The 25,366-nt window shown below is 67.3% G+C and carries 17 protein-coding genes and 3 pseudogenes; 10 read left to right on the forward strand and 10 right to left on the reverse strand.

Annotated elements, in window-relative coordinates:
- Positions 1 to 691: 691 nt before the first annotated feature.
- The 4 genes and pseudogenes from ACZ69I_RS23040 to ACZ69I_RS23055 all read right to left on the reverse strand — a co-directional run.
- Positions 692 to 870 (reverse strand): annotated as a pseudogene (locus tag ACZ69I_RS23040) (helix-turn-helix domain-containing protein); the annotation flags it as partial.
- 137 nt (positions 871 to 1,007) lie between these two features.
- A complete protein-coding gene (locus ACZ69I_RS23045; protein ID WP_470834276.1) occupies positions 1,008 to 2,729 on the reverse strand; it encodes an ABC transporter ATP-binding protein in 1,722 nt (573 codons plus the stop codon).
- 52 nt (positions 2,730 to 2,781) lie between these two features.
- On the reverse strand, positions 2,782 to 4,068 hold the full coding sequence (locus tag ACZ69I_RS23050) for an asparagine synthase-related protein (protein ID WP_470834277.1): 1,287 nt from the start codon (positions 4,066 to 4,068) through the stop codon (positions 2,782 to 2,784).
- A gap of 6 nt (positions 4,069 to 4,074) precedes the next feature.
- Complete coding sequence (locus ACZ69I_RS23055; RefSeq protein ID WP_467764457.1) at positions 4,075 to 4,230, reverse strand: triculamin-like lasso peptide; 156 nt, start codon at positions 4,228 to 4,230, stop codon at positions 4,075 to 4,077.
- 405 nt (positions 4,231 to 4,635) lie between these two features.
- On the opposite strand from ACZ69I_RS23055, the gene ACZ69I_RS23060 reads away from it, so the two are divergent.
- The 3 genes from ACZ69I_RS23060 to ACZ69I_RS23070 all read left to right on the forward strand — a co-directional run bounded on the left by ACZ69I_RS23060 (position 4,636) and on the right by ACZ69I_RS23070 (position 7,032).
- A complete protein-coding gene (locus ACZ69I_RS23060) occupies positions 4,636 to 5,232 on the forward strand; it encodes a helix-turn-helix domain-containing protein (RefSeq protein WP_470834278.1) in 597 nt (198 codons plus the stop codon).
- Positions 5,233 to 5,237: 5 nt separating this feature from the next.
- Positions 5,238 to 6,158 carry a GNAT family N-acetyltransferase gene (locus tag ACZ69I_RS23065; protein WP_470834280.1) on the forward strand — a complete coding sequence of 307 codons (921 nt, stop codon included), beginning with the start codon at positions 5,238 to 5,240 and terminating at the stop codon, positions 6,156 to 6,158.
- A gap of 65 nt (positions 6,159 to 6,223) precedes the next feature.
- Positions 6,224 to 7,032, forward strand: a protein-coding gene (locus ACZ69I_RS23070) for an IS5 family transposase (protein ID WP_470834282.1) whose coding sequence is annotated in 2 segments (ribosomal slippage) — positions 6,224 to 6,563 and positions 6,563 to 7,032 — 810 coding nt in all. Because the reading frame shifts where the segments join, the coding sequence is not laid out codon by codon here.
- A gap of 110 nt (positions 7,033 to 7,142) precedes the next feature.
- Here the strand turns inward: ACZ69I_RS23070 and ACZ69I_RS23075 are convergent.
- The 3 genes and pseudogenes from ACZ69I_RS23075 to ACZ69I_RS23085 all read right to left on the reverse strand — a co-directional run.
- A pseudogene (locus ACZ69I_RS23075) lies at positions 7,143 to 7,598 on the reverse strand (transposase); the annotation flags it as partial.
- A 543-nt stretch (positions 7,599 to 8,141) separates the two neighbouring features.
- The gene (locus tag ACZ69I_RS23080) at positions 8,142 to 8,558 is read right to left on the reverse strand and encodes a hypothetical protein (protein ID WP_470834283.1); all 417 of its coding nucleotides are present in this window, start codon (positions 8,556 to 8,558) and stop codon (positions 8,142 to 8,144) included.
- Positions 8,559 to 8,640: 82 nt separating this feature from the next.
- A complete protein-coding gene (locus tag ACZ69I_RS23085) occupies positions 8,641 to 9,435 on the reverse strand; it encodes a hypothetical protein (RefSeq protein WP_470834284.1) in 795 nt (264 codons plus the stop codon).
- Between the two features lie 617 nt (positions 9,436 to 10,052).
- Between ACZ69I_RS23085 and ACZ69I_RS23090 the strand changes: the two genes are divergently transcribed.
- The gene (locus ACZ69I_RS23090) at positions 10,053 to 11,126 is read left to right on the forward strand and encodes a hypothetical protein (protein WP_470834286.1); all 1,074 of its coding nucleotides are present in this window, start codon (positions 10,053 to 10,055) and stop codon (positions 11,124 to 11,126) included.
- Between the two features lie 582 nt (positions 11,127 to 11,708).
- Here ACZ69I_RS23090 and ACZ69I_RS23095 read toward each other — a convergent pair.
- Both ACZ69I_RS23095 and ACZ69I_RS23100 read right to left on the reverse strand, forming a co-directional pair.
- Positions 11,709 to 11,798, reverse strand: a pseudogene (locus ACZ69I_RS23095) (transcriptional regulator); the annotation flags it as partial.
- A 436-nt stretch (positions 11,799 to 12,234) separates the two neighbouring features.
- A complete protein-coding gene (locus tag ACZ69I_RS23100) occupies positions 12,235 to 12,624 on the reverse strand; it encodes a winged helix-turn-helix transcriptional regulator (RefSeq protein ID WP_470834287.1) in 390 nt (129 codons plus the stop codon).
- Positions 12,625 to 12,735: 111 nt separating this feature from the next.
- Here ACZ69I_RS23100 and ACZ69I_RS23105 point away from each other — a divergent pair, with 111 nt between their 5' ends.
- The 6 genes from ACZ69I_RS23105 to aroA (ACZ69I_RS23130) all read left to right on the forward strand — a co-directional run bounded on the left by ACZ69I_RS23105 (position 12,736) and on the right by aroA (ACZ69I_RS23130) (position 20,832).
- Positions 12,736 to 14,247 (forward strand): MFS transporter, encoded by a 1,512-nt coding sequence (locus tag ACZ69I_RS23105; protein WP_470834288.1) that lies wholly within the window; start codon positions 12,736 to 12,738, stop codon positions 14,245 to 14,247.
- Between the two features lie 299 nt (positions 14,248 to 14,546).
- Complete coding sequence (locus ACZ69I_RS23110; protein ID WP_470834290.1) at positions 14,547 to 14,978, forward strand: RidA family protein; 432 nt, start codon at positions 14,547 to 14,549, stop codon at positions 14,976 to 14,978.
- 27 nt (positions 14,979 to 15,005) lie between these two features.
- Positions 15,006 to 16,355, forward strand: coding sequence for a 3-phosphoshikimate 1-carboxyvinyltransferase (locus ACZ69I_RS23115; protein WP_470834291.1), 1,350 nt, complete (start codon positions 15,006 to 15,008; stop codon positions 16,353 to 16,355).
- Positions 16,356 to 16,462: 107 nt separating this feature from the next.
- Positions 16,463 to 17,764: a 3-phosphoshikimate 1-carboxyvinyltransferase gene (gene aroA, locus ACZ69I_RS23120; RefSeq protein ID WP_470834292.1), complete on the forward strand. Its 1,302-nt coding sequence runs from the start codon at positions 16,463 to 16,465 to the stop codon at positions 17,762 to 17,764.
- A gap of 19 nt (positions 17,765 to 17,783) precedes the next feature.
- Positions 17,784 to 19,358: an asparagine synthase (glutamine-hydrolyzing) gene (gene asnB, locus ACZ69I_RS23125; protein ID WP_470834293.1), complete on the forward strand. Its 1,575-nt coding sequence runs from the start codon at positions 17,784 to 17,786 to the stop codon at positions 19,356 to 19,358.
- Positions 19,359 to 19,476: 118 nt separating this feature from the next.
- Positions 19,477 to 20,832 carry a 3-phosphoshikimate 1-carboxyvinyltransferase gene (gene aroA, locus ACZ69I_RS23130; protein WP_470834295.1) on the forward strand — a complete coding sequence of 452 codons (1,356 nt, stop codon included), beginning with the start codon at positions 19,477 to 19,479 and terminating at the stop codon, positions 20,830 to 20,832.
- 612 nt (positions 20,833 to 21,444) lie between these two features.
- Here the strand turns inward: aroA (ACZ69I_RS23130) and ACZ69I_RS23135 are convergent.
- Positions 21,445 to 25,167, reverse strand: a complete 3,723-nt coding sequence (locus tag ACZ69I_RS23135) for an nSTAND1 domain-containing NTPase (protein ID WP_470834297.1) — start codon at positions 25,165 to 25,167, stop codon at positions 21,445 to 21,447.
- Positions 25,168 to 25,366 lie beyond the last annotated feature (199 nt).

Consider the following 25,366-nt stretch of genomic DNA (forward strand, 5'->3'; position numbering starts at 1 on the left):
GTGGACGTGTCCGTGTACTACTCGCTGGCCTACGCAGCCGTCGAGACCGCCGACTTCGTGGATCAGGTATCCCGCGACAGCGAATGGATCTCCAGCCACTTCACCAACGATGTCGACCCACCATTCGCACAAGCCGTCATCCGCCGCCTGGAACGTGACCCGGAAGCACGCACCCAGGCCGACGCCGCCATCACCAGCACGGACACCTCCGATGCCCGGGCCGCCCAGCTCGCCTCCCTCAGCAGCGCGGCCACCGCTCTCCCCCCGGACGTCGCGGACAACCTGCGCCAGCGGCTCCACCGGCAGCAAGCCCTTCAGCTGCCCGACGCCGTACACGACTTCGTCACCGCCACAGACGTTCCCGTCCCCTCTCTCCTGCTGCGCATCCTGCAGTCAGGAACAGGGACATGACTCAACGCCAGACCGCACGCCCCCTCCGCAACCACACCCCTTCAGCCTTCTGAGCTGCATAAACAGCAAGAATCCCATAAGGATTCCCAAGACATCCACGACATTCCAGCTCTGTCGCGGGACCGCAGGCCACGTCACCACAACATCTGGCCAGATGTACACGAACCGTAGTCACCACTGGTCAGATGCCACACCATCGACCGCCGAGAAAATCCAGCTCAGCACAGAGACCCCAGGTCACGATCCTTCAGACCCCCTACAGAAATCGGGAACTCACAGCGGGCCAGCCCTGGGTCCACCACTTCCGCCAGCGTTGCACCGGCCGGATACTGACCCGCAAGTCCTTCGCGATCGCCGAGCTCGGCTCGTCGCGGGCGCACCGCTCAGCCGCCGCCCGCCGGATGTCCTCGCGGACCCCCGCCGCTCGTCCGTCAGACCGCTGCCCTGCGCGTGCCTCATGACAACGGCGTACCGCGACGATGAAGACTTGTCAGCAGCTCCGACACCGCGAGTTCAGGTTCCGTAGTGGTCAAACGGAGGGTGGAATCGGGCAAGGTGCCGTTGTCACTTCCATGACACACCGCCTGGTGGGGAAATCAAGCCGCGGCAGGTTGTGCAGGCAGGTTGTCGCGTACCTCGTCATAGCTGCCGCTGGCTGTCACGCGTCCGCCGGTGAGTACGACGACTTGGTCGGCGGAGCGGATGGTAGACAACCGGTGGGCGATGACCAGCAGTGTGCACCCGGTGGAGATCCGGTGCAGTGTTTGGGCCAGCAGGTATTCGTTGGCGGCGTCCAGGTGTGAGGTCGGCTCGTCCAGCAGCAGGATTTCGGGCCGGGCCAGTAGGGCGCGGGCGATCGCCACGCGCTGCTGTTCGCCCCCGGATAGGGCCGAGCCGTGCTCGCCCACCGCGGTGTCGAGTCCGTCAGGCAGGCGTTTGACCAGGCCCGCCAGGCCTGCCATGTCCACCACTTGGTGCAGCCACGCTTCGTCGGCGTCCGGGGCCGCATAGGTGATGTTGTCGCGGAGAGTGCCGTACATCAACGGGGAGTGCTGTTCCACCAAGCCGATGCGGGATCGCCATTGATCGAGTGTGTGCTCGGTGTGCGCGTCTCGGCCGTCGAGAGTGATCGTTCCGGCGGTGGGCTCGTAGAAGCGCCCGAGCAGGCTGAAGATGGTGCTCTTGCCTGCGCCCGAGGGGCCGGCGATGGCTGTGCAACTGTTGCGGGGGATGTGGAAGGACACGCCGTTGAGAACCGTCTGGTCGGTGTAGCCGAATGTCAGATTGCGCAGCACCAGCCCGGTGGGGGTGGTGCAAGTGGCGCGGCGCGGCTGGCTGTCCCGGTCGCTCTCGATGGGCAGGACGAGCACGTCCTCAATCCGTTGCAGGGCCGCGAGACCGGTCTGCAGGGCGGGGCCGATGTCGAACAGGCCTGACATCGGCACGGCCAGGTAGTTCACGTAGAGCAGGAAAGCCACTAGCTCGCCGACGGCCATGTCACCGGATGCGACTCGGGCCAGGCCAACCACGATCACCACAATCAGGGAACCCTGTACGGCGAGTTCGATGGCGGGGGACACTACGGCGGTCAGACGGGCCGCGCGGACATTGTGCCGGTAGATCTCGCCGGACCGTTCCGAGAGCGCCGCGGATTCGCGCGGCTCGGCCCGGCTGATGCGTACGGTCCGGATGGCGCTGAGCACCCGCTCCAGGTCGGCGGCGAGGGAGCCGGTGCTCTCCTGGGCCGCGATGGTCTCTCGGCGGATGCCTTTGAGCACCACGGCGACCACGGCTCCGGAGCTGAGGACGACCATCATGACCACGCCGGTGAGCAGCGGATCGAGCCAGGTCATCATGCCTACGCCGCCGACCACGACGATGGTGTTGACGATTGCGTTGACCACGTCGGTGGCTAGGACATCGCGCAGCAGTGTGGTGTCGGTGGTGGTGCGGGAGATGAGGTCGCCGACACGCTGGCGGTCGTAGACGGTCATGCGTAGCCGCAGCAGATGGTCGACCATCGCCTGCCTTAGTCGTGCGACGATGCTTTCGCCTGCCTGGTCAAGCCGGTAGGTGGACCAGGCTTGCAGCGCGGCCTGCCCGCAGAAGACAGCGGCGAGCGCGAACAGCATTCCGAAGACCGGTCGGCCCAGTGTCGCCGAGTTGATGGTGTGGTTGACGATCAGCGGCTGGGCCAGTCCGAGTCCGGATCCGGCCAGCGCGCAGGCCAGGGCGAAGGCCAGTCGTCGTCGGCTGCCGCGGGTCCAGACGAGCAGGGTGCGGAAGGTGACACGGCTGACTTTCGGTTTTTCGTCCATAACTCCGCGGGTTTTCTGTGGCCGGCTGGGAAGATCGGTGGGGCGCAGATGCTCAGTCGACCAGTTCGTGGCCGCGCCGTATCGCCTCGGACAGCCACTGTTCGACCTCCATGATTCGCGTGGCCACCATGGGGTCCAAGTCGTCTGTCAGGGCCCCGGGGGCGAGGATGTCGCTGTCCAGCAGGTGTTCGGCGGACAGGTTGGCCGGGTCGACACGGCTCACGATGGCCCGGCTGAAGATCTGCTTGGCGGTCGGGAGGTGTGGCAGGGCCGCTGGCGGCATGAGCTTGACCACTTGCGACTTCATCCGCCAGTACGGGTGCGGGAACCGCGCGTCGTAGCGCCGGTGCAGCGGCAGCCGCTTGGCCTGTTCGATGAATTCCGGGTCCAGGAACGGATCCTCGTTACGTATTAAGCCGGCGGTCCGCAGCCGTTGGTGTGGGTACAGGTCACTCCATGCCTCCATGGCAGCCAGGGAAGCGTGGTGTGACTCATGCAGGTGCACCAGCGACCGTGTCCATTCCTGTGCCCACTCCCCTGCGATACCGCGGTAGGGTTCGGCGAGAAAATGGTGGGAGGGGTTGCGGCACAGCTCGGGCCAAGAACAGGCCAGGTACATCATGGCTCGGCGCCGCCGGGTGGTGAGGCGGGAGAACGCCGCGAGCGATTCGAGTTTGCCGGTGGGCTGGTATTCGCCACGATGGTCGCTCCAGTATCGCCGCAGAGTGCGCCAGGTTCTGTTGCGCAGCAGAGCGGGTGTCAGGTATTGACCGCTGCCCAGCAGCTCATCGGCGCCGTCACCGGTCAGCAGGGCTTCGGCGCCTGCATCGTGGGCTAGTTCCACCAGCATCCGGTTGGCGTCAGGCAGGGCGTCCAGACGTGGCCCTTCCGGGTGCCACTGCGGCTTGCCCGTCGGCCGCCGGGTCATGGGAACGATGCGCAGCTCGCACTTGAGGCCGAGGCCCTCCAGCAGACCGTGGACCACGGGTACGTTCGATTGCCCCTGGTCATCGATCATTTCGATGGCGACCGCAGTGATCTTGCGTCGGTCGCCGTATTCCAAAATCAGGTTGGACAGGACAGCGAGGGAATCGAGGCCTCCTGAGGTGGCGACCGCGATCCCCTCGCTGTCACCGACGGCACGCCGTAACGAGGCGAGGAACTCGCTGCGCAGGCTGTGTACGCGGAAGTCGTCCGCTGGCCAGGGCGGTTCCATCACCATGTCGGGACCGCCCTCGAAGGGGCTGGTCGGGCCGAACTCGCCCCGGATGGCCGGCCAGGTCAACCACAGCGTCAGCTTGCGCCGGGAGATGCGCTCGTGCGGCATGCCGTCATCCATTCTCGGTTACTTGCGGGCTTCCCGGCCCAGTACGTCCGCCAGGCCGGCCAGCGAGGTGCGGATCGAGCCTGCGGTCTCGGTCACCTGAACCTGCTCGGCCATGAAACGGCCGCGCACGCCCTTGCCGCGGATACCGTCACCCGGCTTGCTCTTCTTCGACATGCTGTCTCCTCAATACGAAGTTCGTTGGAGGATTTTCCTTCCAACGAGGAGGTAAAGGGCTTCAATTGCCGCCCTTCGTCATTCTCGTTGAAGGGTTTCCCTTCAAGAGGAGACGAGGGGCTTCAAGTACCGCCCTTCGTCATTCATGAGAAGCCAGCACACTGCCGAAGCGCAATGCCGTGCAATTGGACTGAGAAAGCCGTCCAATACCTCCTGATACCACAGGAGACGTCCAGAACCGATGCCACACCTTGGACACTTTTTGGACCGGGGCGCATCGGCACCGTTGAAGATTAGCCACCTTCGGAACCACGTGATCTACGTCGCAGTCGCGGCATGGACATTGCGTTATCTTCGCCATGGATGATTCGCCGTTTTCGCTCATTCGCATGGCCAGGGAGTGGCATGGGACGCCCCTTACGTGAATTGACTCCAACCGCATCCGCGCTGCACCGGTTCGGGGCCGAGCTGCGCAGGATTCGGATACTGTGCGGACTTTCCCAGCGCGAGCTCGGTCTACGGGTCATGCACAGCGGCTCGACCGTGTCGAGGATCGAGAAAGCCGAGCGCTGGCCGAGTCTGGATTTCGCTTTGCGCTGCGACGAAGCACTGCAGGCCGACGGAGCGCTGACGGCACTATGGGGCACGGTACAAGAAGAGAGAAACGCCGCACCATTCTCCGGCGAACAAGTCGAGGAGTCGGACGCGCAGACCATCCCGCTGTTCAACGAAGTACTTAGCATTGTCCCGGCGGTCGCCCCGCACGTACTGGCCGAATTGCGGCACCTGACCGGTCGCATCACCGGGGACCTCCTGGCACTGCAGCGAGTCATGGCCGATCATCCCAGCGGCGACCTCCTGCGCAAACGCCTCCACGAAACCATCGTCTCGCTGGTCGGTGGCGCGTCCCCGTTCCAACCGCATACGACCTTCTCGGCACCCCCCGTCGGCACTCTCCGGACAGTGGAACGACACGACCGATGCACCCAACAGAACCTGTAGAAACCATGCCTCCCATAACCCTGCGCCCCTCCACCACGGCGGACCACACGGCACTGCTCGCGCTCATCGACGCCGACCGGCTCCCCGGCCAGCCACGCGCCACCTCATCCCTGCTCACCCAGAGTCTGCAGGGCCGGCCCTCCGCAGACGATCACTGGTGGGGCTCCTTCGAAGCGCCGCAGGTACAGATCGCGCTCGGCCCGGACCACCAACTCCTGGGCGCCGTCTGCTGGTCGGTGCGCCCCGAGGACGACACTCGTGAAGCCACCGGAGTGATCCTCTGGCTGCACTGCCGCGAGGACGGTTCCGTGGCCGAGGCGCTGATCACCCATGTCCTGACCTCCGTGGCCCCCCACCCCGTCGAAGCCTTCCAATTCGCCACCGCGCTGACCCAGGGTCTGGAGGGCCTGCCGGCAGGCCACCGGCAGGCGACCCACCGAGCGCTTGAGCACGCCGGATTCACGGGCGAACGCCTATGGCGGTACATGCGCGCCGACCTGCCCCGACCTGCCCACCCCCCAGTTGAGGGCGTCCACATCACCGCGGAACCGGATCCACAGATACCTCAGCGCCTGACGGCCCATGACGGTAGCCGCACGGTGGGCGAAGCGGTCATCGGCCACCCGGTGCAGGACATCGGCATCCTCAGTTGGCTGGAGGTCGTCGCCGACGCACGAGGAAGGGGCCTGGGGCGACAGTTGCTCGACTCCGCTCTTGACGCCCTCGCGGCCCTGGGCGCCACCCAGGCAGTGCTCTACGTGGATGACGACGAGACACCGGGCGGCGAACGCGACCGAACCGTCGCCAATGCCCTCTACGAGTCGACCGGCTTCACGGAGATCGACCACCTGTGGTCGTATGTCCGGCACAACAAGAACGAAGACACCCTGCCACCTACGTCGCAGGATATGGCTGTCTCTTACTGACCGTTTCAAAATGACGTTCGTTCTAGGGCTTGGCTGTTGGGTGTTGTGTCGGCAGGCTCTGTTGGGTGGCTGCTGAACTTGTGCCTGATGACCTGTGGGAACGTGTGGCGCCGCTGTTACCTGCTCGTCCGCCTCGGCGGCGTCGGTATCCGGGGCGGTTGCCAGTTGATGACCGGGCTGCGTTGCGGGGCATTGTCTACGTGCTGTGCAAAGGCGTGAGCTGGCGCGACGTGCCGGCCGACCAGATCGGCTGCAGTGGGGTGACGGCCTGGCGACGGCTGCGGGACTGGACCGAGGCCGGTATCTGGCCGGAGTTGCACCAGGTTCTGCTGGCCGAGCTGCGGGCCGCCGGCCTGCTGGACATGGATGACACCGCGGTCGATGGCTCACATGTCCGGGCTCTCAAAGGGGGGATCACACCGGACCTTCGCCGGTCGACCGGGCCCGGCCCGGCAGCAAGCACCACCTGATCGTCGACCGGCACGGCACCCCGTTGGTCATCTCACTGACCGGGGCAAACCGTCACGACGTCACTCAGTTGATGCCGCTGCTGGACGCGATACCCCGCATCCGCGGGGTGCGCGGGCGGCCGCGACACCGACCGGTGCGGCTGTTCGCAGACCGCGGCTACGACTACGACCACTACCGTCGCCTTGTGCGCGCCCGCGGCATCACCCCGAAGATCGCCCGCAAGGGCGCACTGCACGGCTCGGGCCTGGGCAAGACTCGCTGGGTTGTCGAGCGGACCTTCGCATGGCTGCACCAGTTCAAACGCCTCCGCATCCGCTACGAGAGGCGCGCCGACCTTCACCTGGGCCTTCTCCAACTTGCCTGCAGCATCATCTGTTTGCGACGACTACGAACCTCATTTTGAAACGGTCAGTTAGTCGGGCCCTGAACTGACCGTCGACGCAACGTGAGCCCCTGACCATTCTGCGCCGACTGCCGCTCCGGACACGCCAGTGACAGCGATTCCGGATGGAGGCGGAGCTGTTCGGCGATGTCCTCGGTGCGCACAGCTGTCTGGTCGTGCACGCGGCCGGGGCGCTCGGCACCGGACCACAAGGTGCGGCCCTGGGAGTCGCTGATAGTGGTGGTCTTGCAGGTGTTCTGCTTCTTCTTGCCCGACACGAACGCGCAGCGGCCAGCCCGGTGGGCCTGGGGGCGCCTGACCTGAATTTCCATGCCGTCGATCCGCAAGGTGACGCCTTCGGCGTGGGCGTAAGCGAAGACATCGGCCAGGGTGTGCAGCCGCAGGCCGGGCCGGTCGGGGACGGCGAATCCGCGGCCGACGAGCAGCGGGCGGATCTCGCCGATGGCCTCGGTGACGGTGGAACGGCCCACCTGATACAGCTCGGCGAGCGCGGCATGCGTGAGCTGAGTGCGCAGATGGACCAGCGTGACCAGTACCCGGTCGAAAACCAGCTCGTGCCTGCGTCCCGGCCTCGGCGCGCAGGACGGCGGCCCCCAGGCCGTGTCCGAGCTGTTGTCCCGCCTCGCCGGAGCATTGCGCCACTGCAAGGAGGCAAGCCCGTGGCCGGAGCGCGCCGCAGCGCTGTGGCGCAGCGCCCTCACGGCGCAGCTGACGCCCGCGGCCCTCACCGGTGCGGGACGGTTCGCGTACGCCGACCGTCTCGACGACGACATCTGGCTGGAGGTGACCGCTCGCACTGTGGCTGTGCAGCCGGAACTGGAGGTGCCCTACCGAATTGTCGAACGCGCGGGCCGCCATCCCGACTCCGCTGATGCACTGCAGATTGCAGCAGCACTGCTTGGCACGCCCGCGGACCAGTTCCAACGGCGGGAGGTGGAGAGGCATGCGGCGCACCTGTTCGCGCGGAGCACGGCGGAAGGCACAGCCGAACATGAACAGATTCGGAGCGCTCTGATCAATGCCGGCGCGATCGAAGCGGCCTACAAGGACCCCCGACCGGCTCGTGACAACCCGCGGCACGGGCGGCCTGCGTCTGCGGCCCGTTCGGATCAGACGTGTGTGTCGCGCAGCGGGCGCGGGACGGGGAGCTCCCACCTCTTGGCGTTGTACTGGGCTGCGTTGTGGGGGCTGCGGCCGGACGGGATGAGGGTGCGCACCGTGGTGCAGTCCGGGGTGAGGGTCAAGGTGACCTTCTGCCCGGTGACGGTGATGTGATCACGGCCGACTGTCACGGTGCCCCTGGTGGGGGCGCGCAGCAGCTTGTCGACGACGCTGCGCAGGGCCTGGAAACGCTCTTGCACGGGAACGGAGCGGAAGAACGGCGAGTCGAGGGCATCGGCGTGGAAGACAGTGCCGGGGCGGCGCTCGACACGTCGGATGCTTTCCTCTGCGCGGATGGGGCGACGGGCCTCCGGCGTGGGCAGGGGGCGGCCGTCCCAGTCGTATACGCAGTCGGCGGGCAGCACAGGCCAGGTGATGTTGGCGCTCGTTCAGCTTGGTGGCGGCCACGAATTCGTTCCTGTCGGTGATGCCGGTGAAGCGGTTGGATCAGTCGCTGTGTTGAGCTTGGCGTAGCGCGTCGAGCGGGATGCCCAGGTCGCGTTCGAAGCGGTCGGCGGCTTTGTTCTGTCCGCTCTGGCGCAGGCAGTCGATGGCCTGCTCCATGAGTTTGCCGATGCGGAGTACTTCGTCACGCAGTGCCTTCAGTTCCTCGAAGGTCTCGACAGCGTCGGCACCGCACCAACGGCGCAGCAGATCGCGGCCGGGTTTGAAGCGGCGGTCGGTCTCTGCGCAGATCTCGGGGCTGATGTGGGTGCCCGGGTTCTTGCCGCGGCCGGGGTAGTAGTGACCGTGGATGGCCTCGTAGCGGGCCTGGCGTTCTTGTTTGTCCAGGATGGGGAGGAGGTGGTCGGCCCGTGCGGCGGCCAGGCGGGAGACCACCTGAACGGTGGTGGGCCAGGGCGCGACCAGGGCACCGTCGTCGTCGGTGAAGGCCCGCGGGTCGCTGTGAAAGAAGTCGACGGGGACACCGAGGAGCGCGGCCAGCGCGGGCACATCATCGACGTAAAGCAGACCCCGTTCGCGGGAGTTGAAGCCGAACGACATCACCTCGCCCGCCAAGTGCTCGTCGAACAGGAGGGTGACGGCGTGGAGGGCGGGGTCATCGTCGTCCGGTCTGTCCTTGATCAGATCGTTCCACCGCTCCTCGCGCGCCAGCCAGGCATCCTTGTCCTGCCACAGCACGCGCAGCCGGGCAGAGGGCACCCATTCCTCGCGCCCTTCGGCCTCCTCGTCGACGAACCGCACCCTGATGCGCAGCGGGCGCTGCGCGCCGACCTTCACGACCTCGACCTCGTCGACCCGGCCGTGATGCGGCGCCACCCGGTACGCCCACCGCTCCCCCGCCTCCATATGACACCCCTAGTTGCCCGTTGCCCGTGTCGTGCTTGTCTCCCTGCGCGAAGACGGCGGACCGCGACGAAACGGCTGCCTCTCAAGTCCCACTGTCGGGCCGCTCCTCTTCGCTGGAACCGTCACCAAGGTGCCACCTTGGCACGGCTGCCGTCTGCCGCTCCCCCGAGCCGCAACACTGGGCAAGGACGTTCTTACCCGCTCCCTCATCGACGACATCCTCAAGGCCTGGTCACTGCCCACCGCACCGTGAACTGCCCCACCCACGGCAACAGATACATCCCCATCGCCTCAACCAGCGGATGAAACAGAGCCTCAACAGCAGCCTCGTGCATACCTGGACAGCGACCTTGGTCAAGATCTTGTGCATCCCACACAGGCCATCGCATCAGGAACTAGGCTGCGGGGCTGGACCTTGTGTTGCCGAAAGCAGTAGTTGGGCCGCGCAGTCGGCAGGTTCCTCGGGTGCCGGCCGACAGGGACAGATGCGCTCATGGCGGAGCGTCGCCGCGTTCACGGTGCCCGACCGCTTGTGTGAGGAGTTCTGCGTGACATGGGCCCTGGCCGCAGCAATCGGAGTCACCGTGTGGACGGTGTCGCTGTACCTGCTGATCATGACATCCACGTCCCAAAGCCGCGGGCAGCGTTCACGGCTCGAGAAGCTGCTCTGGTCACGGGCCGAACAGGGAGCCAGAACCAATCTGCCCATTCTGCAACGCAGGGTGGAGAGCAGCTCCGAGGCCACATTGCCCCAAGACCACACCACCTGGGTGTTCCTGCAGCGCGAGGACGTATTGCACCGGGCCTCCCACCGTGCTTTCACCATCAAGATCGTCGTCCACCTCGTGTGCACCGGAGCGGCCAGCAGTGTGCTGTTCCCCGCCACGCTCTCGCTGGTCAGCTCACCCTGGGGAGGCCTTCTGGCCGCAGGTGCCGCTCTTGCCCCGATAGCGATTTCCGGTATTGCCATCTGGCTCGTCGTCGCTCTGGGAATGGCCCGTTGGACCACGGAGCTTGTAACGGCAACCGGCCGACGTGCCTACGAAGCGCTGATCGAGCCCCTGCCTGGCGTCAGCAGGGGCACCGCTCCACAGTTTCCGGCACCGGACGAGGCGACGCCGTACCACGCCGCGCACACTCCCTCAGTCAGAGCGCTGGAGAGCTTCGCCCGGGCTCTGGAGGCTTACGCTTTGAACCGCGCGCTGCCTGACGGCCGCACCCCCATGCCGCAGGTCGTGGCCCACTTCTGTGCCGCCGCCGTGCTGATCCGCGAGGTAGCTGCAGGTGTTGAGCTCGACCGCGTGAACGGCTGGCGCCGTGCTGTACACGAGGTCGAGCGGCTCCTCATTACACTCGCCTCCGGCCGCCTGGCCCAGCTCGCCGATCCGCTCCCCCACACTCAGGACATCCTGCAGGAGCACCAGAAGCGGACCACTTGGATACGGCAGGCGCCACGTCTGCTGGCCTACACCGTCTGCCTTGGCGGCATCGTGTACGCGGCAGCGTCCTCGGCCGTTGGTGTAGCCATCGCCTCAGCCATCGTCACGGCCGCCCTGACTGCCTGGGGCCGGCTCCTGTGGGCCCCTGGACACGGTTCCGGACTCGGCAGCCGTCCACAGTGAACGTGAACGTCCGGTCGCCGTCCATGACTTGGTTTGGACTGGGGCATCGGTTCTGCCAGCGCAGACCCCGCACTCGCCATAACGGTCTGCACGAGAATGACATGGGCTTTCGTCACAAGTGTCAGTACCGGATCGGCACCAGACGTCAGCGCCAATCACCAGGGCACCAGACTTGCGCCACTGACACCCAAATGACGATGTTCAACTGACACTTTCCTGCAGACCATCAACCCGGCGCTGCTGCTGCGGTGGTGGGACATCGCCCGCCTGATGGCCGACCCCCGCGGCGACCGAGCCGTACGTGCCGTCATCAACGGCCGCCGCACCTCGGGCCAGGCCATGCCGTAGACCACCGTCCCGAGCGTCTGGAGGTGGGCGGCCGCGCGGGCTGGGGCCCGCGGGCCTTCCCGGTGACGAAGGCCCCCTCCGCAATGGCGACCGCACCGACGAAGACCAGGGCAAGGACGAGACGTTCCGCAGCCGCAACCCGAACTGTTTTTGCCCCCGCAGGATCGTCCAGGGCCGCCGGGCACGGTCGAGACGGCCCCTTGAACGGAGTCGGAGGTTGTCACAGACAGGCCCTCAGGCGGCGAAGCCGATGCTCGTGACGTACTCGTACTGGCCCCACCGGGAGCCGAGGCCGACCAGCTGCCCGACCCAGGCGCCGTCCAGTGCGTACGTGCCAGGACCGCTCTTTGCGGAGTGGCTCCTGCTTGCGCGGGACCTGCCACTGGTGGCCCTTGAATGGGCCCCCGGTCGATGAAGTTCCCCGCTCATAGTCCCAGCCGGTGCAGTGCTTGCGGAGGGTAGCGCTCACCGGCGACAGCCGACGCGGGGACGGCCTCGTCGATGCGGGCCAGTTGATCAGGTGTGAAGTCCAGGTTGGCGGCCGCCGCTCCTTGCAGCGGTGCTGGCAGTAGTCGAGGGGCCGTTCCGGCGCTGCCGGCGCGCTCCTGCAGAGCAACGATTCCACAGACCGGGTTTCAGGCACCGCGCCTAGCGATCCTGGCCGAGCCGGACGTGGTCTCGGTTCCCTGGCCCGCAGTGGCGGGTTATCAGTTCCCGGCGCCAACCTGCATGGGCGGGCGCCACAACGGATACCGCCGATTCAACCTGCGTGAGTGTCAGCAACCGCTGGATCGGAGTCTTGTGCCGCGGTCTTCAAGTGGTCTCGGTACCAACTCCCCCACGTCTCAAGCCGGTCGATCGTCTCCCGCAGACTTTCACCGGCCTCGGTGAGCGAATACTCCACCCTCGGAGGGACTTCGGGGTAAACCGTCCGTGACACGAGGCCGTCGTCCTCCAATTCCCGAAGCTGCCGGGCGAGCATCCGGTGAGTGACTGTCGGCATATTGCGTTGGAGTTCACCGAAACGGTGCGTTCCTAACAGGAGATACCTGAGGATCAACAGCTTCCACTTCCCGCCGAGGACCGACAGAACGACCTCGGTGTTGCACCAGTCGGCCATCTCGTCCACGCGCTCACGTACTCGCCTCATGGCCAACACTGTAACCAGGTATACCGAGCGACACTATGGGGCCGGAACGGCACCGAAGCACATCAAAGACCGTACTTGTGCCTCAAGTTTCATACAGCACACAGTAGTTGTGTGCTGACAGAGACTGAACAGACGACACCGCACCGGTGGGGGGCTCTGGGCGTGCTGTGCGCCAGCCTGCTCATGGTCGGGATGGACCTGACGGTGCTGCATGTGGCCGTTCCGACGATCTCCAGAGAGCTCTTGCCGAGCGGATCCGAACTCCTTTGGATCGTCGATAGCTACGCGCTTACCGTCGCCGCCGGGCTGATCACCTGCGGAACGCTCGGGGACCGGTTCGGCCGCAAGCGGATGCTGATGTGTGGCTTCGCGGTCTTCGGTCTCGCGTCGGTGGGCGCCATGCTGTCCGTCACGCCGGTGCAGCTGATCACCGCCCGGGCGGCGCTCGGTGTCGGGGGCGCGATGATCATGGCGAGTACACCTGCGATCATCAGAGCCGTATTTCCTGACAGCCGTGAACGGGTGCTGGCCATCGGCCTGTGGACCGCCGCGAACAGCGTGGGAGTGTCGGTGGGCCCGCTGTTGGGCGGTGTGCTGGTCGAGCACTTCTGGTGGGGTTCGGTTTTCCTGGTCAATGTGCCGGTCGTGGTGCTCGCCTTGGCCGGCGGCGCCCTGCTGGTCCCGGAGTCGCGCAGCCCCCGCCCGCACCGGTGGGACGCGGTCAGTGCCGGGCTGTCGGCCGCCGGACTCGCTGCCGTGGTGTTTGCCTTTCAGCAGCTGGGAGAGCATGACGGGGTGCCCTCGGCGGTCTGGGGGGTCGGGCTTGCCGGAGCAGTGCTGCTGGCCGGTTTCGTCGTACGGCAGCGCCGGATCGCCGATCCACTGCTGGACGTCACGCAGTTCGCCGACCGCCGCTTCTCCGTGTCAGCGCTGTGCATCATGGGGTGTTACGGCGCGTACACCGCACTGCTGTTCCTGCTCACCCAGCGCTTCCAGCTCCTGGACGGCTATTCGCCGTTGAGTGCAGGGCTGGCGCTGGTGCCGCTGGCGGTCGCCAACGCCGTCGGCGCGGCCCTGGCGCCGCGCTTCGCGGCGCGATTCGGCCACCATCGCGGCCTGTGTGGCGGACTGCTGCTGTGCGCGCTGGCGCTGGCGGCGTTCGCGGTGCTCGGCGCCACGGGCAACTACGCGGCCCTGGTCCTCGCGGGACTCGGTTCCGGGATGGTCATGACATTGGGGTCGGACTCCATCCTGGGTGCGGCGAAGGCCGAGCGTACCGGTGAGGCCGGAGCCGTTCAGGAGACCGCCTTCTCTCTGGGGGCGGGGCTGGGACTCTCCTTCTTCGGGACCGTGCTGTCCTGGGCGTACCGCTCCGACTTCGATCCGGTGGCCGGCGCCTCGGCGCAGCAGTGGGAGACCGCTCGCAGTTCGGTGGGGGCCGCGTCCGAAGTGGCCGCGCGCGTCGGGGGGAAGGTCGGCGATGCGCTGCTGAACAGCGCGGAGGACGCCTTCGACACCGGCTTCGCGGTAGCGACCGGAAGCGCCGCTGTTGCTCTCGCGCTGCTGAGCGTCCTGGCCTGGAGAGCGTTGCGGGTGCCTGGCGGCAAGCACGGTCCCCAGTGAGCGGAAGCGCGGGTGAGGGCACGAGGCTGGATCACCGCGGCGCGTTTCCTCTTTCTCGTTGATTCCACTCATTAATTCTGGCCACCTCACTGGCTAGTTAATCCACATTCCCCTAACGGTCATTCAGCATGCCCAGATGGCTTCATTTCTGAAATGTGAACGTCCCCTTGAGGGTGTTGACAGTGAGTTGATCACCGTGTTCCAGTGATCTTGCCATTGCCTGCGGCGCCCGGGGTTTCATTTCCCCGAGGAAGCAGGAATGAGAAAAGGGTTCGAGGAATCGAGAGGACAGGTCACACGTGACGACTTTTGAGCAGACTCCGGTGCGCGATGAGAAGTCCACGGTAAAGCGGGAGGCCGTATACAGCAGTTCCCTGTGGGAACCGCAGATGGGGTACGCCCGCGGAGTACGCGTAGGCAACCAGATCTTCATCGCCGGTACTGTCGCCTCCGATGGCGAGGGGCGGGCGCAGGGGGATAACGCCTACGACCAGACCGACTTCATCATCCGGAAGATCCAGCGGGCCCTGGGGGACCTCGGCGGCGGCCTCGAGCACGTGGTCAGCACGGTGACCCACCTGAGCGACTTCAGCCACTTCGACGACTACTGCCGCGCCCACAAGGAGCACTTCGGTGACACTCCGCCGGTGAACACGACAGTTCAGGCGCAGATGGTGCGTCCGCATTTCCTGGTAGAAGTCACCGCGACCGCAATCATTCCGGAAGGTTAATTCACGTCTGGCAGGGATTGGTGGAACATGACTGCGGTCAGTATCAACCCGGTAATCGACCGAATAGCGGGGGTCGCCCGGATCCCGCATTCCAAACCCCATATGCAGCGCGCTCTCCTGCTGAGTTTGCTGACCAACGCGCCGAGCGTCATCGTTCATCCGGCCTGGTCGTCCGAGGCCGCCAGCATGTTCGATTCTGTGCAGGAATTCGGGCTCGGCGTCACCCACCGCGACACAAAGATGCTGGGTGTCTGCGGCGTGGGAAGGTCGCTCGCCGCGCAGAACGCGAAGGTGTCCGTGGTGGGCTCGGCGTTCAACTTCCGCACCATGGCCGCGGTGGCCTGTCTGTCCCCCGGTGAGACGGTTCTTGAAGGAAACGCCTCGATGCTCACCCGGCCGGTCAGGGAGTATCTGAGCTTCATCCCTGAACTCGGCGGCGCCGTCGACGACATCAGCGACAGCACGCATCTGAGGGTGCGGGTGCGTGGCAGCCAGCGCCTGGGCGGCACCACCACGGTCGACACCCGGCACAGTTCACAGGTGCTCACCAGCGTATTGCTGGTCGCGCCGCTGGCTGACGAGCCCGTCCGCATCCAGTGTGCGGCCCCCGGCCCCGTGGGCGAGGGGTACGTCGACCTGACGGTCGCGATGATGCGGGAGCAGGGAGCCACCGCCGAACGGGACGGTTCGTCCTTCCTCGTCCAACCCGGCAGGTATGAGTCCAGGGTCCACCACTTGGCCTCCGATTTCACGGCACTGTCCTATCTGACCGGGGCGGTGGCCACGGCTCCGGACGGGCAGATCACCATCGCCGACTACTACCCGTCGACGCTCACCTCCGAGAGCGAGTTCCTGGCTGTGCTGGCCCGGCTCGGTATTCGTACGACCTACGACCGGGTCGCCCGCTCCTTGCACATCGACCGCACCGTGCCGATCGCCGACCGCATCGAGATCGACGGGCGGAACATCCCCACCGTCGTGCCGACCCTGGCGGCGATCGCACCGTTCATCGACGCGCGTGTCACCCTGCGCAACGCGGCACACGTCAACAACCACAAGTGCCGACGCGTGGACGTGATGATCCGCGAACTCGGGCGCCTGGGCTGCGCGATCGAGCCCACGTACGACGAGCACGGCCGGGTCGACGGCTTCACCACCCAGGGCCGGCAGTCCCCGGCCGGGGGCATCACCCTCGACAGCCATGGCGATCACCGCATCTTCCTGAGCCTGGCGACGGCGGCACTCGGCGCCGGGCGGCCGACGGCGATCGAGGGCGCGGAACACCTCCACGCCAGCTTTCCCGACTACCTCGAGGTGCTGGAAGGCATCGGGGCCCCGACCGGTGCCCCTGTCCGCGGCGACCTGATCGCCATCTGATCACGGGCCCGGCCACCGAGAGTCCCCCGCATCCGCGGCACCGGCGTCCCCGGCCGCTTTCACCGAGCAGGACGGGACTTCACACCGCATTCACCGAGGAACAGGACATGGACTTCCTTCAGTACAAGGCGCTGCACATCCACGCGGCGAAGAACCTCAAGGGGGCGTTCGCCCCGCCCGCGTCCAAGAGCTACTCGGCCAGGGCCGTGCTGGCCGCCGCCCTGGCTCCGGGACGGAGCGAGATCGACAACATCGCGGACAGCCAGAACGTCCGAGCCATGATCGACAGCTGCCAGGCACTCGGCGCCGGCATCGAGTACTCCCGGCCGGACCGTCTCGTGGTGACCGGAGCTCAGCGCCAGAAGGACGGCATCACGGTCAGCCCCGGGAACTCCGGCGTCGTGCTGCGGCTCCTGATGGGCGCCACCGCCGTCCTGCGGCAGACCACCTTCATCACACCGTTCGCCGACTCGCTGGGGCGTCGTTCGAACAGTGAATTGATCGAGGCTCTGCGCACCCTGGGCGTCGAAGTGACGGCAGCTGAGGACGGGCGCCTGCCCATCACCCTCGACGGCACCCACATCCACGGTGGCGAGGTCAGCATCAACAGTCGGCGCAGCTCGCAATACCTCAGCGGGCTGCTCTACCTGGGCGGACTGCTCGACGAACAGCTCACAGTGACCGTACCGGATGAGCTGAAGGCCCCGGCCCCCGTCCACACCACGCTGAAGGTACTGCGCAGCACGGGAGTAGACGTGACCGCTGCCGACGACCTGATGACCTTCAAGGTCGATCCGAACTCCCGCTTCACACCCACCCACCACCACGTCGGGTCGGATCCCGCGAGCACCGCCGCACTGCTCGCCATCGCCTCAGCCGTCGACTCCACGATCGACATCGAGCACCACGGCCTGGAGGAACTCGACGGAGTGTTGGACTACCTCCAGGACATCGGCGTGTCCATCGAGGTCGGCGAGAAAAGCCTGCGGGTGCGCGGCGGTGGGGAGCTGAAGCCGCTGGACTTCAACGGGTCCCTTGCACCGGACGCCGTCCTGCCGCTCGCGGCCCTGGCGGCGCACGCCGACGGCACCAGCCGCTTCTACAACATCGAGCACATCCGCTACAAGGAGTGCGACCGGATCAGCGACTTCCGCCGCGAGTTGGAGCGGGTCGGCATCGCCTCGGAAGAGAAGCGTGACGAACTGATCATCCACGGTTCCTCCACGGGCATCGCCGGCGGTGTCACCGTCGACAGCCACTACGACCACGCCGTGGTCATGGCGATGAGCCTGGTCGCGCTGCGCAGCCGGGACGGCCTGACGGTCAACGACCCGCAGTACGTCGCTCAGACCTACCCGGGATTCTTCGAGCAGTTGCAGCGCATCGGCGGCAGCATCACGACGGTATAGCTGAGGAGCACTGCAGATCATGTGCGGAATCGCAGCAATCATCGACCCTCAAGCGCGCGAGGAGAACCCGGAGCGGATCGCGCTCCGGGAGGCCGAACTGGTCGCGATGCTCGACCCGATCCGGCACCGGGGTGATCACGAGTGCTTCGCGGAGCGCTGGGCCGGCTCCGGACTGGCCCTGGGCACCAACCGGCTGGCCATCGTGGACCGGGACCACGCGCAGCAGCCGCAGACGGACGCCCACAACCAGGTGTGGGTGGCCTACAACGGCGAGCTCTATGGATTCCAGGACGTCCGGGAAGAGCTGGAGGAGGCCGGCCATAAGTTCCGTACGGACTCCGACACCGAAGTTCTGATCCACGCCTACCTGGAGTGGGGCACGGGACTTCTGGAGCGGCTCAATGGCATGTTCGCCTTTGTCCTCTTCGACAAGCGCGATGGAACGTTCCTGGCGGCCCGCGATCACATCGGGATCAAGCCGCTCTATTACGTACGGCGGGACGGCGCGTACTACTTCGCCTCCGAGCAGAAGTGCCTGTTGAAGTACGCCGGTGCCATCCGCACGGTGCGGCCTGGCACGTACCTGGAGAACGGCCGCGAGCAGCAGTACTTCAGTCTTGACGCACGCAAGGCCGAAACGCTCGGGGCCGGAGTGGGAAGGGCCCAGGCGCACGAGTCCACGATCAGTGCGCGTGAGGCGGTCGCCACCTACCGCCAGTTGTTCGACGACGCCGTCCGACGGCAGGTTGACACCGACCTGCCGGTCGCGGTGACGTTCAGCGGCGGGATCGACAGTGCCGCGGTGCTCTACGCGGCCCGTCAATTCCATCCGAATGTCACGGCGTTCACCATCGGATTCGAGGGGTCCGCCGATATCGCGGTGGCTGAGCGTTACTGCGCGGAGAACGACATCCCGCACGTGGTGTCCTACCTGGACCGCCAGGAGCTGGTCGACATACTGCCGCAGATCGTGCGCGGAGCGGAGTTCTTCGAGGCTATCGACGCCATGGACACCTGTGTCGGTTACTTCGCCTTCCGGCTCGCCAAGCAGCACGGGTTCAAGCTCGCGCTGTGCGGTGAGGGCAGCGACGAAGTGATGGCCGGGTACGACCTGTTCAAGACCCATGAGAACCCCGACGAGCTGATGCGATACCGGGTGCACAACCTGCATCGCACCGACCTCCAGCGAGTGGACCGGTCGAGCATGATGAACTCCGTGGAGACTCGTGTCCCGTTTATGGACCGGCACCTCCTGGAATTCGCCTACTCAGTGCCGATGAGCCTCAAGCTGCGTGATGGAACGGACAAGTGGCTCTTGCGCGAAGCGTTCCGGGGGCGGCTGCCGGACTACCTCGTGGACCGGCCCAAGATACGGATGCCGGACGGCAGCGGGCTGAAGAACATTCTGGTGGAATACGCCCGCGAACAGACGGGGTTCGACCCGGAGATCGGGCGCGACCTCGGCATCGACACGCCCGAAGGAGCCTTCTTCCTGCACCAGTACCTGGAGGCCGGGTTCCCGATGCCCCAGGAGCGTTTCAAGCGGTCCGGGTTCGACTACTCCGCCAACGGCTACTTCGAGTTCATCTCGTAAGGACCGGAGCGTGACCCCGTACCACCTATCGCCGGGGGTGCGGCAGGCTCTCGCGGGCCGCCGCACCCCCGGCACTTGGGGCAAGCGACAAGACCGGAACCCAGGATTGGCTCAGCACATGACGCTGCACACGTCTTCGCCCGTATCTGGCCACCACCCCGCGGAGCAGTCCCCGACGAGCCCTTCATGGCCCGCTCCCTCCACGAACTCCCCCGTCCGCGCGACCGTGCACATACCGGGCTCGAAGTCCCTCACCAACCGCGCCCTTCTCCTGGCCGCCCTGGCCGAAGCCCCGTCCACCGTGCGAGGCCCGCTCCGCAGCCGGGACAGCACGCTGATGGCCACCGCGCTGCGCAGTCTGGGAACCACCATCGATGAGACGCCCGACGGTTCCTGGCGGATCACCCCAAGCCCTCTTCGCGGCCCCGCCGATGTGGACTGCGGACTGGCTGGCACGGTGATGCGCTTCCTTCCGCCGCTCGCGACGCTCGCCGAAGGCCCGGTGCGCTTCGACGGCGACCCTCAGGCACGGCAGCGCCCCATGATCACCACCCTCGATTCGCTTCGGCTGCTCGGCGCGCAGATCGCGGGGCGAGGCCTGCCCTTCGAGGTGCGCGGTGAGGGACGGCTGCTGGGCGGCAACGTGACCGTCGAGGCATCGACGTCCTCACAGTTCGTCTCCGGACTGCTGCTGTCCGGCGCCCGCTTCGAGCAGGGCGTCGTCGTGAGGCACCATGGCTCGGCGGTTCCCTCGAAGCCGCACATCGACATGACCGTCGCGATGCTGCGCACAGCCGGAGCGGAGGTCGACGACACCGTCCCGGGCACCTGGCGCGTGGCGCCGGGGACCCTGGCCGCTCTGGACATCGACATCGAGCCCGACCTGTCCAATGCCGCACCCTTCCTCGCCGCGGCCGCGGTCACCGGCGGGGAGGTCACCGTCCCCGGCTGGCCCGAGCACACCACCCAGGCCGGCGACGCCATCCGCGAGATCCTGGCTGCGATGGGCGCAGCCTGGCACCTGACCCCTGAAGGCCTCACGGTGACGAGCACCGGCCAACTCCGCGGGATCGACGTCGACTTGCACGACGTCGGCGAGCTGACTCCCACCATTGCCGCCCTGGCCGTCCTGGCAGAAGGCCCCTCGAGGCTGCGCGGCGTGGCGCACCTGCGCGGGCACGAGTCGGACCGGCTGACCGCCCTGCAGCACGAGATCAACGGCCTTGGCGGGGCGGTGGAGCAGACCGACGACGGCTTGATCATCAATCCGCGGGCACTGCACTCGGGCCTCTGGCACGCCCACGCGGATCACCGCATGGCCACCGCCGGCGCGATCATCGGGCTCCGCGTACCGGGTGTGAGCGTGGACGACATCACCACGACCGCGAAGACCCTGCCTGACTTCCCCTGCTTGTGGGCGTCGATGCTGGAGCCCTCACGAGCCGGGGCCGCCCCGGCTGAGGTCACCCGGTAACTGCAGCGAGCACAGATGTGCTCATGCACCGGTGATAGCCGTGCCAGGCAGGCGCGGAAGGCCGAAATGGCCAGGGGCCACCCGCATGGAGGGATCAGTCATACCCGGGAAGCGTCACGGCCGGCCCCCGGGGCCGACGTTGAGGTCACTGCCGCGATCCGGTGCCGACGGTTCGCTTACGGCGACCGGAATCATCGACGCAGTCTTTCTCTGGCCCAGAGAGATCCAACCACCGTGCCGAGGACGGCCATGTATGCCGTAAGTGGACCGTCGTTCGCAAGGAGTCCCGGCAAGGACACCACTGCGACGATCAGGAGCCATCCACAACCGACAACTGTCAGATCGGCCGAGTCCAGACGATGTCCCTCTGTGGCGTGAGCGGGCGGCTCACGCACGTCCCGTAGCCGGGGCAGCCCCGGAGCAGCGGTCCTTGACCGTAACGGCCACGACTTCATCGAGGACGGCTTCTTCGCCTTCACGTACTGCTGGGCCGCGAGCAGGAAGAAGACGAGGCTGCGCAGCTCCTGGGTGTGTCGAGGGAGCAGGAAACGGTGAAGGGCCCTCCGCAGCCATGCGCAGAACCCCTGGCGAACGCCCGGAGGTCGGGACGGATCAGCAAGTGGACCGGTACGGCACGTCAGGGATGTACGCCTTCCAGTCGCGGTGGGAGAGCCCCGTGTTCGTGCGGGTGCAGACGTCGGAGGCCACCTGGTGCGGGGCTACGCGGTAGCGCTGGAGGGGGACGTGTTCGCCCGCGGCGTACACGGTGGCGCTGTCCGGGGCGAACGCGAGGGTGATCTGCCGGTCTCCGGGGGTGGGAAGTGCGGCTCCCAGGGGCTGGTTGGCGGTGGCGTCCCACAGTCGCAGTGTTCCTTCGGAGCCACCCACGGCGAGTGTTTGGCCGTCGGGAGAGAAGGCCAGGGTGCCCACCGGTTCGGCGACGTCCTGTCGCTCGCTGGTGAACGTGCCGTCGAACTCCCCTACGCGGCGGCGCAGTTCACCGTCCCAGAGGGTGACACGCCCCGAGGCGTCGCCCGCCGCGAACAGCCGGCCGTCGGGGCTGAACGTGATCGCGGTCACCGAGTCCGAGTCCTGGGCCAGGCTCACTCGGCTCACGCGGCCGTCCCGCAGGTTGGCCACCCGGCCGCTCGCGTTCACCAGCAGCCTTCCGTCCGGCCGGATGGCCAGGGCGCCTGCGCCCATCCCCCGCAGCACCTTGGTGCGCTTTCCCCGGCGTACGTCGTAGACCTCGGTGCGCCCCTCCTCGTCCTCCCCGCGGGAGAGGAACAGAGATCTGCCCTCCGGGCTCAGCGCCATCGACAGGACGCCCTCTCCCTCCAGGCCGGGAGCCCGGAGGGCCTGCGGTGTTCTGTCCCGGCCCGCGGTGACGTCCCAGATGGTGAATCGTTCCCTCTCCCCCGAGTCCACCGGGCCCGTCCGGTAGGCGAGTGTTCGTCCGTCGGCGCTGAACGTCATGTCTTCCAGGCAGTCGTCCGCGTCCTGCTCGGCGCACCGCAGCCGGGGCAGCTCGCGCGTGCGGCGCCCGGTGCGTACGTCGGACAGCTGGAAGCGGGCCTGGCCGGCCTTCTGCCGGGATCTGGCGAGCAGGTGGCCGTCCGGGGTGAACTCGGCTTCCGTGACTGCTGGTTCAAGCCAGGTTGTGGCGGTGGCACCGCGCAGGGCGATCGAGCGCACGACGCCCCCTCGCATCTGGCGTTGTGAGAGATAGCGGATGCGACGGTCGTCGAGGTCAAGGCTGAGCTGGCCGACGGAGAGCGTGGTGACCGGGTATCGAAATACCGGTTTCTCGGCATCGGACAGCCGCCAGAGGCTGATCTCCTCGGCGTCCGACGTCACGATGAACCTTTTGTCGGCGCCGAACTCCAGGCTGGTTACGCCTACTTGGTCGATTCCCGGCAGCGGTTTGCCGGTCCGCGTCCGCCATATCCGCACGGCGTCAGGGGTGATGGCCGCCACCGTGCGGCTGTCGGGCGCGAACCTGATCTCCGCGCACGTGTCGTCTCCCCCGCGCGGCAGGGAGTTGGGAACGGGAAGCCGTCGCCGCTGGGCGATGTCCCAGACCTGGAGCCGGCTCCCGGCCGGGCAGAGCGCCACCGTGCGCTCGTCGGGACTGATGACGGCCGCTTCCACCTGGCCGATAGGAGAGGTGAAGAGGACACGCCGACGCACCGTGTCCCAGACGCGGGTTCGTTCGGCGGCGGTGTCCCCCAGGACGGCGGTGCGCGCGGTGGAGCCGAACCCCAGGCTCACCGCGTCGGGCGAGCCGAGCCGGTGTCCGGCGGTCCGGCCCCTTTTGATGTCCCAGACGAAGACACCGTCGTCGGTCTCGAGGAGCAGCCCCCGCGCGTCGGGGCTGAGGTGCGTGGCCGTGCCGACGTGGCGGCCAAGGCCCGGGTACGTCCCCGTCTTGTGTTTGGTCCGTACGTCCCACTTCGTGACGTGATCGCGGTCGGCGACGATCAGGGTGCGCCCGTCTTGGTTCAGGAACTGCTGGGAGTCCAGGGTCTCGGGCGCCGTGAAGAGGTCTGCCTCCGGCTGGGTGTGGGCGCCCATGAGCCCCGCGCGGGTCTCCGGTGTGTCGGCCACCCGCCAGGCGGCGACGCTCAGCCGCATGGCCGTGAGCGGGTCGGAGAAGCGCATGCCGTTCGCCAGGGCGCTGACTTTACGGGCGACTGCTTCGGTTCTGCGTTTCTCGCTCGTGCGGCTCTGCTGCCAGGCGACCGCTCCGGCCACCAGCGCCAGGACCAGCAGGAGGGACAGTGTTCCCAGCAGGGACCGGCTGCGGCGGCGGTCCCTGGTGCGGGCGGCGACAGCGGCGGCCAGGAAGGCGCGCTCGTGTTCGGTCAGCGCCACCTCCCCGTCTTTCCCCTCGTACGTACCGTCCCTTTTTGTGAATGCCTCTTCCACGGCGGCCAGGCGGTTGCCCCGGTAGAGGGCGCCGGGGTCGCGTCCGCTCTCCTGCCACGCGTTCGCCGCGTCCGTCAGGCGGCGGTGCAGCCGCAACCGCTCCCTGTCCTCCTCCACCCAGGCGCTCAGCCGGGGCCAGGCCGTGATCAGCGCCTCGTGGGCCAGTTCTGCGGAGGACTCCTCCAGGGTGATCAGCCGGGCGCGGGCCAGCCGTTCCAGGACCGGGGCGGCGCCCGGGTCCACCGCGAGGAGTTCGGCACGGTCGGCGGGGCGCCGGGTGTCCGGCGCCCCCTCCCCCGGCGTGATCAGCCGTAGCAGGAGGTGCCGCGCGAGGGCGGCCTCACCGGGCGTGAGCCGCGCGTACACCTCCTCGCCGGTGTGGGCGATGGCTCCTCGCAGGCCGCCTGCCGCCTCGTAGGAGGACTCGGTCAGCGCCCGGCCCTTGCGCCGGCGCCATGTCTCCAGGAGCGCGTGGGACAGCAGGGGCAGGCCGCCCGGTTCGTCGGTGACCTCCGTGACGAGCCTGGCGGTCAGGGCCCGTTCGACGAGGGCTCCCCGGGTGGCTGCGGGGCCGACGATGGCCTGGCGCAGCTCTTCCTGGCTCATGGGCCCCACCAGCAAGCTGGTTGTTCTCAGGGCTGTGGCGAGCGCGCGGTGCTCTGCGCAGCGGCCGTAGAAGTCGGCGCGTATGGCGATGACGACGCGCAGCCGGCTGTCGGGCTGCCGTGCGGTGAGCAGCCGGTCGATGAATCCTGTCCGTTCTTCCTGGCTTCGGCACAGGGTGAAGGTCTCCTCGAACTGGTCGATGACGACGAGGGTGTCGCGTGTGCCGTCTGCTGGGGAGAGGGGCGCCGCGTGGGTGGTGAGGGGGTGTGCGCCGGGGGTGAGGATGCGAAGGGCCGCGGGGCGCTGTTGTGGTTCGTCGGTGTGCTGGAGGGCGGGGATCAGGCCTGCGCGCAGCAGGGAGGATTTGCCGCTGCCGGAGGCTCCCACGAGTGCGGCGAACCGGTTTTCCGCCACGAGGGTGAGCAGTTCTGCGGTCAGTTGCTCGCGGCCGAAGAACTTCTCCCGGTCGTCCGGCTCGAAGCGGGCCAGGCCGAGGTAGGGGGCGGGCTCGTCGTCCGTGTCCGGGGGTAGGGCGGCCGCGTCTGCTGCGGCTTCGCGCCAGCGGTGTTCCCACTGTGTCTCGTCGCCGCCGCAGGCTGTCACGTAGGCGCGGAGGACCGGCAGTGAGGGCAGTCGCTCTCCCGCGGCTGCCTGCGCCAGGGTGGTGACCGAGTAGCCGGCGTGTGCGGCCATCGTCCGGTAGGTGGGGCTGCCCGCGTCGCGGCGGAGCGTGCGCAACTCGTACGCGAAGCGCTGTACGGGTCCCGCGTCCGGGTCCAGTGGACTCTCGCGACGCCCCACAGTTGCCTCCCCCGGCACGTGGCAGATCGCGTCAAGGTACGCGGGGTCGTGGCGCTCGGCAATGCGTCGCAACGGGTGGGGGCTTTGTTCGGCCACCCCGTGCGACCGGCGGCGTTCGCATTGTCCGGAGTGATCGTGGGGGGCTGCCGGACAACGTGGTGGCGGCTGCAATCGAGCCATCGGTCAGGGATCGGCCGGT

This window comes from Streptomyces sp. NPDC036815 (genome assembly GCF_055609205.1).